General features: G+C 61.6%; 15 protein-coding genes and 1 tRNA gene. 10 read left to right on the top strand and 6 right to left on the bottom strand.

Going from position 1 to position 11,968, the window contains the following annotated elements:
- The first annotated feature begins 8 nt into the window (after positions 1-8).
- Positions 9-1,079: an AI-2E family transporter gene (locus tag V0R62_RS16240; RefSeq protein ID WP_028692992.1), complete on the top strand. Its 1,071-nt coding sequence runs from the start codon at positions 9-11 to the stop codon at positions 1,077-1,079.
- Between the two features lie 111 nt (positions 1,080-1,190).
- Here V0R62_RS16240 and V0R62_RS16245 read toward each other — a convergent pair whose 3' ends face one another.
- Together V0R62_RS16245 and V0R62_RS16250 are read right to left on the bottom strand one after the other, a co-directional pair.
- Positions 1,191-1,664, bottom strand: a complete 474-nt coding sequence (locus tag V0R62_RS16245; RefSeq protein WP_330104481.1) for a peroxiredoxin — start codon at positions 1,662-1,664, stop codon at positions 1,191-1,193.
- A 10-nt stretch (positions 1,665-1,674) separates the two neighbouring features.
- Positions 1,675-2,235, bottom strand: a complete 561-nt coding sequence (locus V0R62_RS16250) for a glycine cleavage system protein R (RefSeq protein ID WP_028692994.1) — start codon at positions 2,233-2,235, stop codon at positions 1,675-1,677.
- 260 nt (positions 2,236-2,495) lie between these two features.
- On the opposite strand from V0R62_RS16250, the gene dapA reads away from it, so the two are divergent.
- The 5 genes from dapA (at position 2,496) to V0R62_RS16275 (ending at position 6,196) form a co-directional block, all read left to right on the top strand.
- On the top strand, positions 2,496-3,383 hold the full coding sequence (gene dapA / locus V0R62_RS16255) for a 4-hydroxy-tetrahydrodipicolinate synthase (RefSeq protein ID WP_028692995.1): 888 nt from the start codon (positions 2,496-2,498) through the stop codon (positions 3,381-3,383).
- 17 nt (positions 3,384-3,400) lie between these two features.
- A complete protein-coding gene (gene bamC / locus V0R62_RS16260) occupies positions 3,401-4,516 on the top strand; it encodes an outer membrane protein assembly factor BamC (RefSeq protein WP_046856746.1) in 1,116 nt (371 codons plus the stop codon).
- On the top strand, positions 4,517-5,275 hold the full coding sequence (locus tag V0R62_RS16265; RefSeq protein ID WP_198744480.1) for an MBL fold metallo-hydrolase: 759 nt from the start codon (positions 4,517-4,519) through the stop codon (positions 5,273-5,275).
- 29 nt (positions 5,276-5,304) lie between these two features.
- Positions 5,305-6,015 (top strand): phosphoribosylaminoimidazolesuccinocarboxamide synthase, encoded by a 711-nt coding sequence (purC, locus tag V0R62_RS16270; RefSeq protein ID WP_011535129.1) that lies wholly within the window; start codon positions 5,305-5,307, stop codon positions 6,013-6,015.
- A 91-nt stretch (positions 6,016-6,106) separates the two neighbouring features.
- Positions 6,107-6,196: transfer RNA gene (locus tag V0R62_RS16275), tRNA-Ser, on the top strand.
- 103 nt (positions 6,197-6,299) lie between these two features.
- Here V0R62_RS16275 and V0R62_RS16280 read toward each other — a convergent pair.
- A complete protein-coding gene (locus V0R62_RS16280; protein WP_330104482.1) occupies positions 6,300-6,782 on the bottom strand; it encodes a hypothetical protein in 483 nt (160 codons plus the stop codon).
- 311 nt (positions 6,783-7,093) lie between these two features.
- Here V0R62_RS16280 and V0R62_RS16285 point away from each other — a divergent pair, with 311 nt between their 5' ends.
- Positions 7,094-7,573, top strand: a complete 480-nt coding sequence (locus tag V0R62_RS16285) for a hypothetical protein (protein ID WP_050704288.1) — start codon at positions 7,094-7,096, stop codon at positions 7,571-7,573.
- A gap of 11 nt (positions 7,574-7,584) precedes the next feature.
- Positions 7,585-7,827, top strand: a complete 243-nt coding sequence (locus V0R62_RS16290) for a hypothetical protein (protein ID WP_330104483.1) — start codon at positions 7,585-7,587, stop codon at positions 7,825-7,827.
- 56 nt (positions 7,828-7,883) lie between these two features.
- Here V0R62_RS16290 and V0R62_RS16295 read toward each other — a convergent pair whose 3' ends face one another.
- Positions 7,884-8,174, bottom strand: coding sequence for a DUF3077 domain-containing protein (locus V0R62_RS16295; RefSeq protein WP_330104484.1), 291 nt, complete (start codon positions 8,172-8,174; stop codon positions 7,884-7,886).
- A gap of 28 nt (positions 8,175-8,202) precedes the next feature.
- Positions 8,203-8,439: a hypothetical protein gene (locus V0R62_RS16300; RefSeq protein WP_330104485.1), complete on the bottom strand. Its 237-nt coding sequence runs from the start codon at positions 8,437-8,439 to the stop codon at positions 8,203-8,205.
- A 739-nt stretch (positions 8,440-9,178) separates the two neighbouring features.
- Here V0R62_RS16300 and V0R62_RS16305 point away from each other — a divergent pair.
- Both V0R62_RS16305 and mqo read left to right on the top strand, forming a co-directional pair.
- On the top strand, positions 9,179-9,370 hold the full coding sequence (locus V0R62_RS16305; protein ID WP_023630554.1) for a DUF4223 family protein: 192 nt from the start codon (positions 9,179-9,181) through the stop codon (positions 9,368-9,370).
- A 327-nt stretch (positions 9,371-9,697) separates the two neighbouring features.
- Positions 9,698-11,335, top strand: coding sequence for a malate dehydrogenase (quinone) (mqo, locus tag V0R62_RS16310; protein WP_198744485.1), 1,638 nt, complete (start codon positions 9,698-9,700; stop codon positions 11,333-11,335).
- Between the two features lie 266 nt (positions 11,336-11,601).
- Here the strand turns inward: mqo and V0R62_RS16315 are convergent, their stop codons facing one another.
- Positions 11,602-11,937 (bottom strand): ArsR/SmtB family transcription factor, encoded by a 336-nt coding sequence (locus V0R62_RS16315; RefSeq protein ID WP_028693003.1) that lies wholly within the window; start codon positions 11,935-11,937, stop codon positions 11,602-11,604.
- Positions 11,938-11,968 lie beyond the last annotated feature (31 nt).

The raw sequence follows: 11,968 nt of genomic DNA on the forward strand, positions 1-11,968 counted from the left end.
GATCGTCAATGTTCAAAGTGCTTCGCGACTGGATGCAGCGCTACTTCTCCGACGAGGAGGCGGTGGTGCTGGCGGTCCTGCTGTTCCTGGCCTTCACCGTGGTGCTGACCCTCGGCGGCATGCTCGCGCCGGTGCTGGCGGGCATGGTCCTGGCGTTCCTCATGCAGGGCCTGGTTAATGCCCTGGAGCGCTTGAAGGTGCCGTCCAGGCTGGCGGTCTGGCTGGTGTTCGCCCTGTTCATGGGCGCGCTGGCGGTGTTCATGCTGGTGCTGGTGCCGCTGCTCTGGCATCAGCTGATCACCCTGTTCAACGAACTGCCGGGGATGCTCGGCAAGTGGCAGTCGCTGCTGCTGCTGCTGCCCGAGCGCTATCCGCACCTGGTATCGGACGAGCAGGTGCTGCGCGCCATCGAATCGGTGCGCGGCGAGATCGGCAAGTTCGGCCAGTGGGCGCTGACCTTCTCGCTGTCGAGCCTGCCGCTGCTGGTCAACGCGATGATCTACCTGGTGCTGGTGCCGATCCTGGTGTTCTTCTTCCTCAAGGACCGCGAGCTGATCGGGCGCTGGGTCAGCGGCTATCTGCCGCGTGAGCGCACGCTGCTTAACCGGGTGGGCGACGAGATGAACCGGCAGATCGCCAACTACATTCGCGGCAAGGGCATCGAGATTCTGATTTGCGGGATCGCCACCTATATCGCCTTCATCAGTCTTGGCCTCAACTATGCCGCCTTGCTGGCGCTGCTGGTGGGCCTGTCGGTGGTGGTGCCGTATGTTGGCGCGGTGGTGGTGACGGTGCCGGTGACGCTGATTGCGCTGTTCCAGTGGGGCTGGGGCGACCAGTTCATCTACCTGATGGCGGTGTACGCGATCATCCAGGCGCTCGATGGCAACGTGCTGGTGCCGCTGCTGTTCTCCGAGGCGGTGAGCCTGCACCCGGTGGCGATCATCTGCGCGGTGCTGCTGTTCGGCGGGCTGTGGGGGTTCTGGGGGATCTTCTTCGCGATCCCGCTGGCGACGCTGTTCAAGGCGGTGCTGGATGCGTGGCCGCGGCAGGACAGGTCTGTGGCGCCGATGTTGTAGTTTTGGGGCTGCTTTGCAGCCCTTCGCGGCACAAGGCCGCTCCTACAGGGGAACGCGATTCCTGTAGGAGCGGCCTTGTGCCGCGATAGGGCGCAAAGCGCCCTCAAGAGCTCAAGCCTTATCGAGACTCTGGGCTGCCGCCAACACGGCATCCACATGCCCAGGCACCTTCACCCCACGCCATTCCTGGCGCAGTACACCGTCCTTGTCGATCAGGAAGGTGCTGCGGTCCACGCCCATGTATTCCTTGCCATACAGCTTCTTCAGCTTGATCACGTCGAACAGCTGGCACAGCGCCTCGTCCTTGTCGCTGATCAGCTCGAAGGGAAACGCCTGCTTGGCCTTGAAGTTCTCGTGCGACTTGATGCCATCGCGGGACACGCCGAACACCACGGTGTTGACGGCCTGGAATGCCGCATGCTGGTCGCGGAAACCCTGGCCTTCGGTGGTGCAGCCCGGGGTGCTGTCCTTGGGATAGAAGTACAACACCACCTGCTGGCCCTTCAGGTCAGCCAAACTGACGGTCTGGCCGCTGGTGGCCTGGGCCTGGAAATCGGCGACGGGTTGGTCGAGTGCTACGGCCATGGGAGCTTCCTTACATGGGGTTCTGTGGGCGCCACGGTTCGATCAGCGCGTCCAGGTTCAGGGCGTCGGCAAAGTCGAGGAACTGGTCACGCAGCCAGCTGATCTGGGTGCCGGCCGGCAGGATCACGGTGAACTGGGCGTTGAGCATGCTGCTGCCGGTTTGCGGCGCGAGGTAGGTGTCGCAGGTCATCGCTTCGAGCTCGACGCGGTGGTCGAGGAAGAACTGGCACAGCTCGTTGATGATGTCCGGGCGATAGGCGGCGCTGACGTAGGCCACATAAGGCAGGGCCTGCGGGCGCACTTCCTGGTCGGCGCTGCGCACCACGTCCAGGGTCAGGCCGTGCTTCTTGCCCAGGCCCGGCAGGGTGGCTTCGAGGCGGGCCAGGGCATCCCAGCTGCCGCCGACCTGCAGCACCAGGGCGCTGGTCTCGCCGTGGCGCGACAGGCGCGAGGTGACCACCGCGCAGCGGTTGTCGAAGGCCGCGCGGCTGAGAACGTTGGCCAGTTCCATGGGGTTGGGGCCCAGGGCGCTGATGACGAGGAATTGTTCGCGAACGGTGGGGGTGGACATGCAGCATTCCTAAAGCGATGAGCGGTCGGTGCAGGACGGGGGCAAGCCTCCTGCATCAGCAGGGCCCGGGCCGGTTTTGACGGCTGTGGACGCAGGCCGGTAGCACTGTCGACGGCCCGGCGGGCCGTGCTGCACCGATCAAAGGATCAAGGGTAGCGAAAAGCGGCGCGAAGGGGAATGCTCCGCCCGCCTGCTTCGCTTGTGCAAGGCCGATGGCGCCAGTACCATTACCGCTCTCTTTTTCCGGCAGGAGCAGTTACATGATTGCGGGCAGTATGGTGGCATTGGTCACTCCCATGGATGCACAAGGGCGTCTGGACTGGGACAGCCTCGACAAACTTGTAGACTTCCACCTGGAAAACGGCACCCACGCGATCGTAGCTGTCGGCACCACCGGCGAGTCCGCCACGCTGGATGTCGAAGAGCACATCCTGGTCATCAAGCACGTGGTCGAGCGGGTCAAGCACAGCAACAAGCGGATTCCGGTGATCGCCGGTACCGGTGCCAACTCCACTGCCGAAGCCGTGCACCTGACCAAGAACGCCAAGAATGCCGGCGCCGACGCCTGCCTGCTGGTGGTCCCGTACTACAACAAGCCGACCCAGGAAGGCCTGTACCAGCACTTCAAGCACATCGCCGAAGCCGTCGACATCCCGCAGATCCTCTACAACGTGCCCGGCCGCACCTCCTGCGACATGCAGGCCGACACCGTGATCCGCCTGTCGAAGGTCAAGAACATCATCGGCATCAAGGAAGCCACCGGCGACCTGGTCCGTGCCAAGGCCATCCTGGATGGCGTCGACAAGGACTTCATCGTCCTGTCCGGCGATGATCCGACCGCCGTCGAGCTGATCCTGATGGGCGGCAAGGGCAACATCTCCGTCACCGCCAACGTCGCCCCGCGCGAAATGGCCGACCTGTGCGAGGCCGCCCTTGAGGGCAATGCCGAGAAGGCCCGCGCGATCAACGAAAAACTCATGCCGCTGCACAAAGACCTGTTCTGCGAAGCCAACCCGATTCCGGTGAAATGGGCGCTGGTGGAAATGGGCCTGATGCAGCAGGGCATTCGCCTGCCACTGACCTGGCTGAGCGAAGGTTGTCACGAAAAAGTCCGTACTGCCTTGCGCCAGTCCGGCGTACTGGTTTAATCGAGGAAGTACACCGCATGAAGCGACTGGCTGGTCTTTCCGCTCTCGCCCTGATCATCTCCAGCACCAGCGGGTGCGGCTGGCTGTGGGGCGAGGATGGCTATTTCCGCGACCGTGGCAGCGACTACCTGCAGGCGCAGCCGACCGCGCCGATGCAGCTGCCGCCGGACGCCAGCAACGTCAAGCGCCTGGATCCGCTGCTGCCGATCCCGCGCAACGTGGCCGACGATCGCGCCACCGGCGAGTTCGAGGTACCCCGTCCACAGCCGCTGTCGGCCACCGCCGACATCAGCGATTTCAGCCTGCAGCGCAGCGGCAACAGCCGTTGGGTGCTGGCCCAGCGCTCGCCCGCCGAAGTCTGGCCGGTGACCCGCCAGTTCTTCGAGGACAACGGTTTCCGCATTGCCGAAGAGCGTCCGCAGACCGGTGAGTTCAACACCACCTGGCAGCGTTTCGACGAGCTGTCGGCCTCCCTTGGCCAGCGCCTGGCCAGTACCTCCAGCAGCCCGGACAGCGAAGTCCGTGTGAGGGTGCGCATGGAGCCCGGCGTGCAGCGCAACACCTCCGAGGTGTATGTGGTCAGCGTCGAGCGTCCGGCCGGCAGCACTGCCGAGCCTGATTTCCCGTCCGCCTCCAGCAACACCGGCACCGACGCCCTGTTGGTCGATGAAATGCTCGCCAGCATGAACCGCAGCGCCGAGAAGGGCGGTTCGGTCTCGCTGCTGGCCGCGCGCGACTTCGATGCTCCAAGCCAGGTCAGCCTGAGCGAGGATGGCAGCGGCAACCCGGTGCTGTTCCTGGGGTCTGACCTGGACCGCGCCTGGTCCGGCGTCGGCCGCGCCCTGGAGCAGGGCGAGTGGCGTGTCGAGGACATCAACCGCAGCCTGGGTCTGTACTACATCAACCTGTCCGAGAAGCCCGACGACAAGCAGAAGGAGCCTGGCTTCTTCAGCCGCCTGTTCGGCAGCGAGCCGAGCAAGGAAGAGCGTGAAGCCCGTGCCGAGCGCTACCAGGTTCGCCTGAGCAAGGTCGGCGACAACGTCCAGGTGACCGTCGAGAAGAACATCAACACCGTGGCCCCGGCCGATGTCGCCCGCCGCGTGCTGAGCGCGATCCAGGACCACCTGGGCTAAGTGCGCTTCGCGGTTCTAGGAAGCGGTAGCCAGGGAAACGGCACGCTCGTCGCCAGTGGTGATACCTTCATCCTGGTCGATTGCGGGTTTTCCCTGCGCGAGACCGAGCGGCGCCTGGCGCTACTCGGGGTGTCGGCCACGCAATTGAGCGCGGTGCTGGTGACCCACGAACATGCCGACCACGTGCATGGGGTAGGGTTGCTCTCGCGCCGCTACAATGTACCGGTCTACCTCAGCCAGGGCACGTTGCGCGGCATGCGCAAGCCGGTCGAGGTGGCCGGTTTTCTCGGTTGTGGCGATGAACTGCAGATCGGCGATCTGCAGGTCAGCGCGGCACGGGTCGAGCATGATGCCTACGAGCCACTGCAGTACGTGATCAGCGATGGTCGTCGGCGCTTCGGCATGCTCACTGACCTGGGCAGTTACGACGCGCGGCTGTTGGAGCGCTATCAGGGACTCGATGCCCTGCTGATCGAGGCCAACCATTGCCGTGACCTGCTGGCCCGTGGGCATTACCCGCACTTTCTCAAGCTGCGGGTCGGCGGCAGCCAGGGACATTTGAACAACCACCAGGCCGCGAGCCTGGTGGCCGAGTTGGGCTGGCAGAACCTGCAGCACCTGGTGCTGGCCCATCTCAGCAGCAAGAACAACCTGCCACATCTGGCCCGCCAGTGCTTCGTCGACGCCCTCGGGTGCGACCCGGACTGGCTTCAGGTGGCGAATCAGGATCATGGGCTCGACTGGCGCCAAATCGCCTAGCCCACCCACTCAAGCAAGCGGAGCCCATCATGGAAAAACGCGACGAACTCTACCGCGGCAAGGCCAAATCGGTTTACAAGACCGACGACGCCGACCGCTTGATCCTGCTGTTCCGTAACGACACCTCGGCGTTCGACGGCAAGCGCATCGAACAACTCGACCGCAAGGGCATGGTGAACAACAAGTTCAATGCCTTCATCATGCAGAAGCTCGAAGAAGCCGGCGTGCCGACTCAGTTCGACAAGCTGCTGGGCGACAACGAGTGCCTGGTGAAGAAGCTCGACATGATCCCGGTCGAGTGCGTGGTGCGCAACTACGCCGCCGGCAGCCTGGTCAAGCGCCTGGGCGTGGAGGAGGGCATCAAGCTGGAGCCGTCCACCTTCGAGCTGTTCCTGAAGAACGACGAGAAGGGCGATCCCTTCATCAACGAATCCCACGTTGTCGCCTTCGGCTGGGGCACCGCCGAGCAACTGGTCGAGATGAAGAAGCTGTCGCTGAAGGTCAACGAAGTGCTGAGCAAGCTGTTCGACGACGCCGGCCTGCTGCTGGTCGACTTCAAGCTGGAGTTCGGCGTGTTCCACGGCCAGATCGTCCTGGGCGACGAATTCAGCCCGGACGGCTGCCGCCTGTGGGACAAAGAGACCCGCAAGAAGATGGACAAGGACCGCTTCCGCCAGGGCCTGGGCGACGTGATCGAAGCCTACGAAGAGGTTGCCAAACGCCTGGGCGTGCCGCTGTAAGCGGCGCGTTCACGCAAGCGCCTGATACCACGCGAATTTTTTTCAAAAAAGGTTTGCCAGAAACGAAATCGCTGGTATGATGCGCGCCATTGGAGAGATGCCGGAGTGGTCGAACGGGACGGATTCGAAATCCGTTGTACTGGCAACAGTACCTAGGGTTCAAATCCCTATCTCTCCGCCATACGCGAAGTAGTCGAAGCCCCCGAAAACGTTGAGTTTTCGGGGGCTTCGTCGTTTCAGGGGGCGCATGAAGGCGGTTTTAGGGCAGATAGAGCGGTATGCCTTTACTCGTCGGTAGCGATGTGAGCTGAGCCGGGGGCCTCTATCGCGAGTGACGACAGGGGCGGGATAGCGATGTCGCCTTTACCTGTTTGATAGACCGTCACGCTCAGAGCCGCCACCGTTACATCCAGCGCAACAGCGGTAAGCATGGCTCCCCAGATATTCAGCTTCAGACTCCCCAATCGATCGATGTCGCGGCGCACACCTGCGATCGAGTCGTCCAAGCGCTTGTCGCGCTCACTCTGGGCAACGAGAAAACCATCGATTTTCGACGCGATGGCTTCTACCCGAGCGTCCATCTTGATTTCGATGGTCTCGAGCTTGGCGTTGAATTCGTCACGGGGTAGGTCATTCATGGTAACGGTACCCATCTTTTCTACTGGCGAGTCATGTCTACCCAGGCTCAGGCCTGCTGCATAGAGCCGTTGAAAATAGTTGGCCCAGGGATCCTGCAGCCGCCTGTCTGGCATATCGTTTTGAGGCATCTAGCCCTCCGCTTCGGATAGTGCCTGAGGCACCACGCTCTGCTCGTTCATGGTCTTCGATGCTTTTGGGCATCATCCATACGGCTTGTGGGGCATCTGCAATGTTCTTGATAGTGCTGTCGATGAGGCCGCGATGAGGAGAGCCTAGAGCGCTACCTGGTCAGCGGCAATGCTTTGGCGGGCCTGGATGCCCGATTCGGAAATGGACTACTCGCAACAGGGCAATAGGCTGGTATAGCCAAATGCCACCGTTTGCGTACCTGCCGCGCCTTGTAGAGAATCGCACCCTTTGCCTCGAAAGGATGCGTGCAATGAAGTTCGAAGGGACTTTCCAATACATGGGTAATCACGGGATCGTCTTCAACGTCTCGCAGATCACCCTGACCGACAGCGAGCGCGGACGCCTGCGCGAGCTGCATTTCGGCGAGGCGAGAAGCGCCCATTACGAGGTCAACAGCAAGGTCGTCGAGACCTACGACAGGATGCTGGCCAAGGGGCTGCCTTGCGTGATGAAGATTGGTATCTCCAAGCCTTTGACCCGTCAGCAGGGCGATACCCTCAATGCCCAGCGCACCAAGGTCGCCAACCTTGCCGCCTCGGCGTTCGCCGCCGCCGCGAGTTCTGTAGCATCGCCCTATGTTGGCGTGCCGGTGGGCGCTGGGGTGCGTGCCTATGCCAATGATGTCCTGCCTACCTACCATGCCGGCGATGTATTGGTCAGCATCGAGGCGCAGGTCAATGGCGGCATCGGGCCGCAGCACACCACCTCGACCCTGATCATCAAGACCTGAGGGAGACGCCTGTGTCCGAAATTACCTATGCGGTCATTGCCCTGGTGCTCTACGGCTTGCTGGATCGGTTTCTCAGGCCTTACGCGCTGCGCAAGTGGCTCGGGGTGGCGTTGGCGGTGGTTGGTGTCGTCGGTTGCATCCTTGTGAGCCAGACCCGTTCGTTCGGGTTGGACCTGGGATTGCTGTCGGTGCTTGCCACGGGGTTGGGCGTGGGCCTTTTCGTGAGGCGGCGACGATTCGAGCAAGTTGGTTGATGCGATAAAGGTCTTTACCCGAAAGCCCCGTAGTTCGTGCTACGGGGCTTTTTGCATCAAACAGCGGAGCTGTTCGTCACTGCGTGGGAGACATCTTGCGACAGTGCTTTGGCCATGCCGGTGAGATAGTGGGCGGCGGCCAACAAAGTAGGTGCGTTCTTCAGATCCTGAGTCAGTGCGATATCGCTCAGGGTGTAGGCGCAGGTTATCAAGTGGGTGGATTGTTCCAGGGCATAGTCCATGGGGTGGCCCGCAACGACCTGGAACAGTGGGGTTTCGTTGTCGATTTCACCGCTTTCTCCAAAGCTGCCGATGCCGACGGTGGTGATGCGCTTGTCTTGAGTCATACCTGTTCTCCTTGTTGTCAGGGCGCGATCAATGCCTTGCCTGTACACGGCTCAGGGCCATTTCGACCAAGCCGCGTGCGCTGTCGATTTCGTGCACGGCGGTCAGGGCCATGACCTGGCCCGGCGGCTTGCTGTGGATCATTGCGGCGTGCTGGGCGGCGGTGAGGGCGCAGACGAGGTACTCGGCGATTTGGACGAGCAGATCCTCGAGGGTATGAGGCGAGTCGGATGCTTGTAGCGGAGGGTCGGGGACAATTTTTATCATGGTAGTAACCTGAGCAATTTGGGGCGTCCACCACAAGCTGTCAAACCAATGGAGGCAGCTGTACGTAGGTTGACAGACCGAGGCTCAGGTTCCCGGCGCACACGAATGTGCCCCACGCACAACTGCCATGAAGCAGCCATTGCGTTCTGAGCTTCGGCCTGTCAAAGCCGGTCGTTGAGTTGGCAACGACGGGTCGAGACTAGGCCGCGAACCGAGCAGCTGCAATGGCTTGAATGGGGGAAAAGTGTGCTTGGGAAATGGACTACAGGGAATCAGGAAAGTCTGATGAAAATCTGTAGGAAGCTGAAAGGAATTGCCAGGAAGTTGGTCTTCGCAATCTTCAGTTCGCTTATTTGCTTCCCTTGATGCAGATGGTGGCGGCCTTGAGTGGCCTGACCATCAGCTTTACTCCTGGAGCAATGTCTTTCAAGGCTTATGCGATTCTTGGGTATGAGCGCTCCAGTTCAAGATCGCCGGGGTCGCTTTGCGACCCTGTCGCGGCACAAGGCCGCTCCTACAGGGGGCGCGGTAGCTTGTAGGAAGGGGTGATCTGTGCGAACCACGCCAACCTGTAACGTTTTAGCAAGTAGTTCATTGCACTTAGTTGCCGTGCCGAAAACTTGTTAGTTGACCCCCGTCAACTAGTGCAACTGTACTAACGCCTTTCGCTCACACCCCTTTTTACCGTATGATCCGCGCGCCATCAGTTTGATGGTGGATCATGGACTAAAGGATTTTTATGAAAAAGCTGATCAAAGCTACTGTCGCTGTTGCTGTCGTTTCGGGCGTTGCCCTGCTGTCCGGCTGCACCGGCCAGGTCTACAACCAGCCTAAGAACTGCTCGTACGACTACCTGTTCCACCCATCGGTTTCCATCTCCAAGATCATCGGCGGCTGCGGCCCGATCGATAAACTGCCTCAGCAGCAGTAATCTTGGAAATACCCTGATCGGGTCGTTCACGGCCTGATCCAAGACCCCCGACCATGGATGTGGCCGGGGGTTTTTGTTTTCCGGGGCGTGGTGGCTTGTCGCGTGGCAACCTGTCGTCTTGACGCCCCGGCGCGCGTTTGTTTGTGCTGGCAATTCGGTTACAATCCGTAAATCGTTTCAGCCTTGTCGGTCAATCCGACCAAAGGCTGGCACGTCCAATGTCTCTCTGGCTGCTGAACAATGATCACAACAAGCCTGCGCTGAAGAACATGGAATACCTGGGCCAGCCACAGGCCCACCCTCCGTTCTACTGACTGGAATCGATCAATGTTCAAGAAAGCTGGCAAGACCTTGCTGGGTCTGGCAGTCGCGGCGAGCTTCATGCAAGCGCACGCCGAAGACACCAAGAAAGTCGACGTGCTGCTGGTTGGCGGCGGCATCATGAGTTCCACCCTGGCGGTCTGGCTCAACGAGCTGGAACCGAGCTGGTCGATGGAAATGGTCGAGCGCATGGACGGCGTCGCCGAAGAAAGCTCCAACGGCTGGAACAACGCCGGTACCGGCCACTCCGCGCTGGCCGAGCTGAACTACACCCCGATGGACAAAGATGGCAAGGTCAACATCACCAAGGCCATCGAGATCAACGAGTCGTTCCAGATCTCCCGCCAGTTCTGGTCCTGGCAGGTACGCCAGGGCGTACTGAAGAACCCGCACTCGTTCATCAACACCACCCCGCACATGAGCTTCGTCTGGGGCGATGACAACATCAAGTTCCTGAAGCAGCGCTACGACGCACTGCAGGCCAGCCCGCTGTTCCGCTCGATGCAGTACTCGGAAGACCACGCGCAGATCGCCAAGTGGGTCCCGCTGATGATGGAAGGCCGCGACCCAAGCCAGAAGCTGGCCGTGACCTGGAGCCCGATCGGCACCGACGTCAACTTCGGTGAGATCACCCGTCAGTTCGTCGGTCACCTGAAGACCAAAGAAAACTTCGACCTGAAGCTGTCCAGCGAAGTGCAGGACATCACCCGCAACGAAGACGGCTCCTGGCACGTCGAGTACAAGAACCTGAAGGATGGCACCGAGCACGCCACCGACGCCAAGTTCCTGTTCATCGGTGCCGGCGGCGGCGCGCTGAAGCTGCTGCAGAAGTCGGGCATCCCGGAAGCCAAGGAATACGCAGGCTTCCCGGTGGGCGGCTCGTTCCTGGTGACCGAGAACCCGACCGTTGCCATGCAGCACATGGCCAAGGCCTACGGCATCGCCTCGACCGGCGCGCCACCCATGTCGGTTCCGCACCTGGATACCCGCGTGCTGGACGGCAAGCGCGTGATCCTGTTCGGGCCATTCGCCACCTTCTCGACCAAGTTCCTGAAGAACGGCTCGTACCTGGACCTGCTGAGCAGCACCACCACCCACAACGTCTGGCCGATGGCCCGCGTCGGCATCGATCAGTACCCGCTGGTCGAGTACCTCGCCGGCCAGCTGATGCAGTCCGACGACGACCGTTTCGCCGCCCTGCAGACCTACTTCCCGAACGCCAAGAAGGAAGACTGGAAACTGTGGCAGGCCGGTCAGCGCGTGCAGATCATCAAGCGTGACGCCGACAAGGGCGGCGTGCTGAAGCTGGGCACCGAGGTCGTGGCTTCCGAAGACCGCACCATCGCCGGCCTGCTGGGCGCCTCGCCAGGTGCCTCGACCGCCGCGCCGATCATGCTCAACGTGCTGGAAACCGTGTTCAAGGAGAAGGTCGCCACTCCAGAGTGGCAGGCCAAGATCAAGGAGATCGTCCCGAGCTACGGTACCAAGCTGAACGATTCGGCCGCCGCCACCCAGAAAGAGTGGGACTACACCGCCGAAGTCCTGCAGCTGGAGAAGCCGCCGGTGATCGACCAGAGCGTCAAGACCAGCGTGGCGCCAGCCGCACCGGTCGAGAGCAAGCCTGCGAACGACATGGCGCTGTAAGGCCCCTGCTTGCCGGGCTTGCCCGGCAACACCGACCACGAGGATCGCCCCTGGCGGCCTCGTGGTTTTTTTGTGCCTGAGAATCGGGCAAGGGATTTACGCCTACCCCTGTAGGAGCGGCCTTGTGCCGCGAAAGGGCCGCATTGCGGCCCCGGCGATCTTTGCTCAACGCCGAAATGCTGGGGCTGCTACGCAGCCCTTTCGCGGCACAAGGCCGCTCCTACAGGGATCGCGCAAGACTTGAGGTTGGCGTGGCCGGGTGCGGCTCAACGCTGCTCGAGAATACTGCCCAGCAACCCTGGGAAGCGGCTTTCGAGTTCTTCGCTGCGCAGCGAATTCATGTGCGTGGTGCCGACGTTGCGGGTGTGCACCAGCCCGGAATCGCGCAATACGCGAAAGTGATGGGACATGCTCGACTTGGGCCGGCCGCCGTCCAGCTCACCGCAGCTGGCTTCGGCGACACCGGCCAGGTGGCGGACGATTTCCATGCGCACAGGGTCGCTCAAGGCGTAGAGCAGGCGCTCCAGCGTCAGGTCTTCGGGGTTGGGGTGGGTATAGGCTCGCATGGACGACATGATAACGGGGGTTTCACAAATTGCCATAGTTCGAATATGATCGAACAATCGTATCCAC

This window comes from Pseudomonas carassii (assembly GCF_036324045.1).
Classification (GTDB): domain Bacteria; phylum Pseudomonadota; class Gammaproteobacteria; order Pseudomonadales; family Pseudomonadaceae; genus Aquipseudomonas; species Aquipseudomonas peradeniyensis.

What these genes read in the sequence shown, in the direction of transcription:
- V0R62_RS16305 (WP_023630554.1), top strand. Translation starts at nt 9,179, where the DNA reads ATGAAAAAGCTGATCAAAGCTACTGTCGCTGTTGCTGTCGTTTCGGGC.
- bamC (WP_046856746.1), top strand. Translation starts at nt 3,401, where the DNA reads ATGAAGCGACTGGCTGGTCTTTCCGCTCTCGCCCTGATCATCTCCAGC.
- V0R62_RS16245 (WP_330104481.1), bottom strand. Translation starts at nt 1,664, where the DNA reads ATGGCCGTAGCACTCGACCAACCCGTCGCCGATTTCCAGGCCCAGGCC.
- dapA (WP_028692995.1), top strand. Translation starts at nt 2,496, where the DNA reads ATGATTGCGGGCAGTATGGTGGCATTGGTCACTCCCATGGATGCACAA.
- V0R62_RS16240 (WP_028692992.1), top strand. Translation starts at nt 9, where the DNA reads ATGTTCAAAGTGCTTCGCGACTGGATGCAGCGCTACTTCTCCGACGAG.
- V0R62_RS16250 (WP_028692994.1), bottom strand. Translation starts at nt 2,235, where the DNA reads ATGTCCACCCCCACCGTTCGCGAACAATTCCTCGTCATCAGCGCCCTG.
- V0R62_RS16285 (WP_050704288.1), top strand. Translation starts at nt 7,094, where the DNA reads ATGAAGTTCGAAGGGACTTTCCAATACATGGGTAATCACGGGATCGTC.
- V0R62_RS16295 (WP_330104484.1), bottom strand. Translation starts at nt 8,174, where the DNA reads ATGACTCAAGACAAGCGCATCACCACCGTCGGCATCGGCAGCTTTGGA.
- V0R62_RS16300 (WP_330104485.1), bottom strand. Translation starts at nt 8,439, where the DNA reads ATGATAAAAATTGTCCCCGACCCTCCGCTACAAGCATCCGACTCGCCT.
- V0R62_RS16280 (WP_330104482.1), bottom strand. Translation starts at nt 6,782, where the DNA reads ATGCCTCAAAACGATATGCCAGACAGGCGGCTGCAGGATCCCTGGGCC.
- mqo (WP_198744485.1), top strand. Translation starts at nt 9,698, where the DNA reads ATGTTCAAGAAAGCTGGCAAGACCTTGCTGGGTCTGGCAGTCGCGGCG.
- purC (WP_011535129.1), top strand. Translation starts at nt 5,305, where the DNA reads ATGGAAAAACGCGACGAACTCTACCGCGGCAAGGCCAAATCGGTTTAC.
- V0R62_RS16315 (WP_028693003.1), bottom strand. Translation starts at nt 11,937, where the DNA reads ATGGCAATTTGTGAAACCCCCGTTATCATGTCGTCCATGCGAGCCTAT.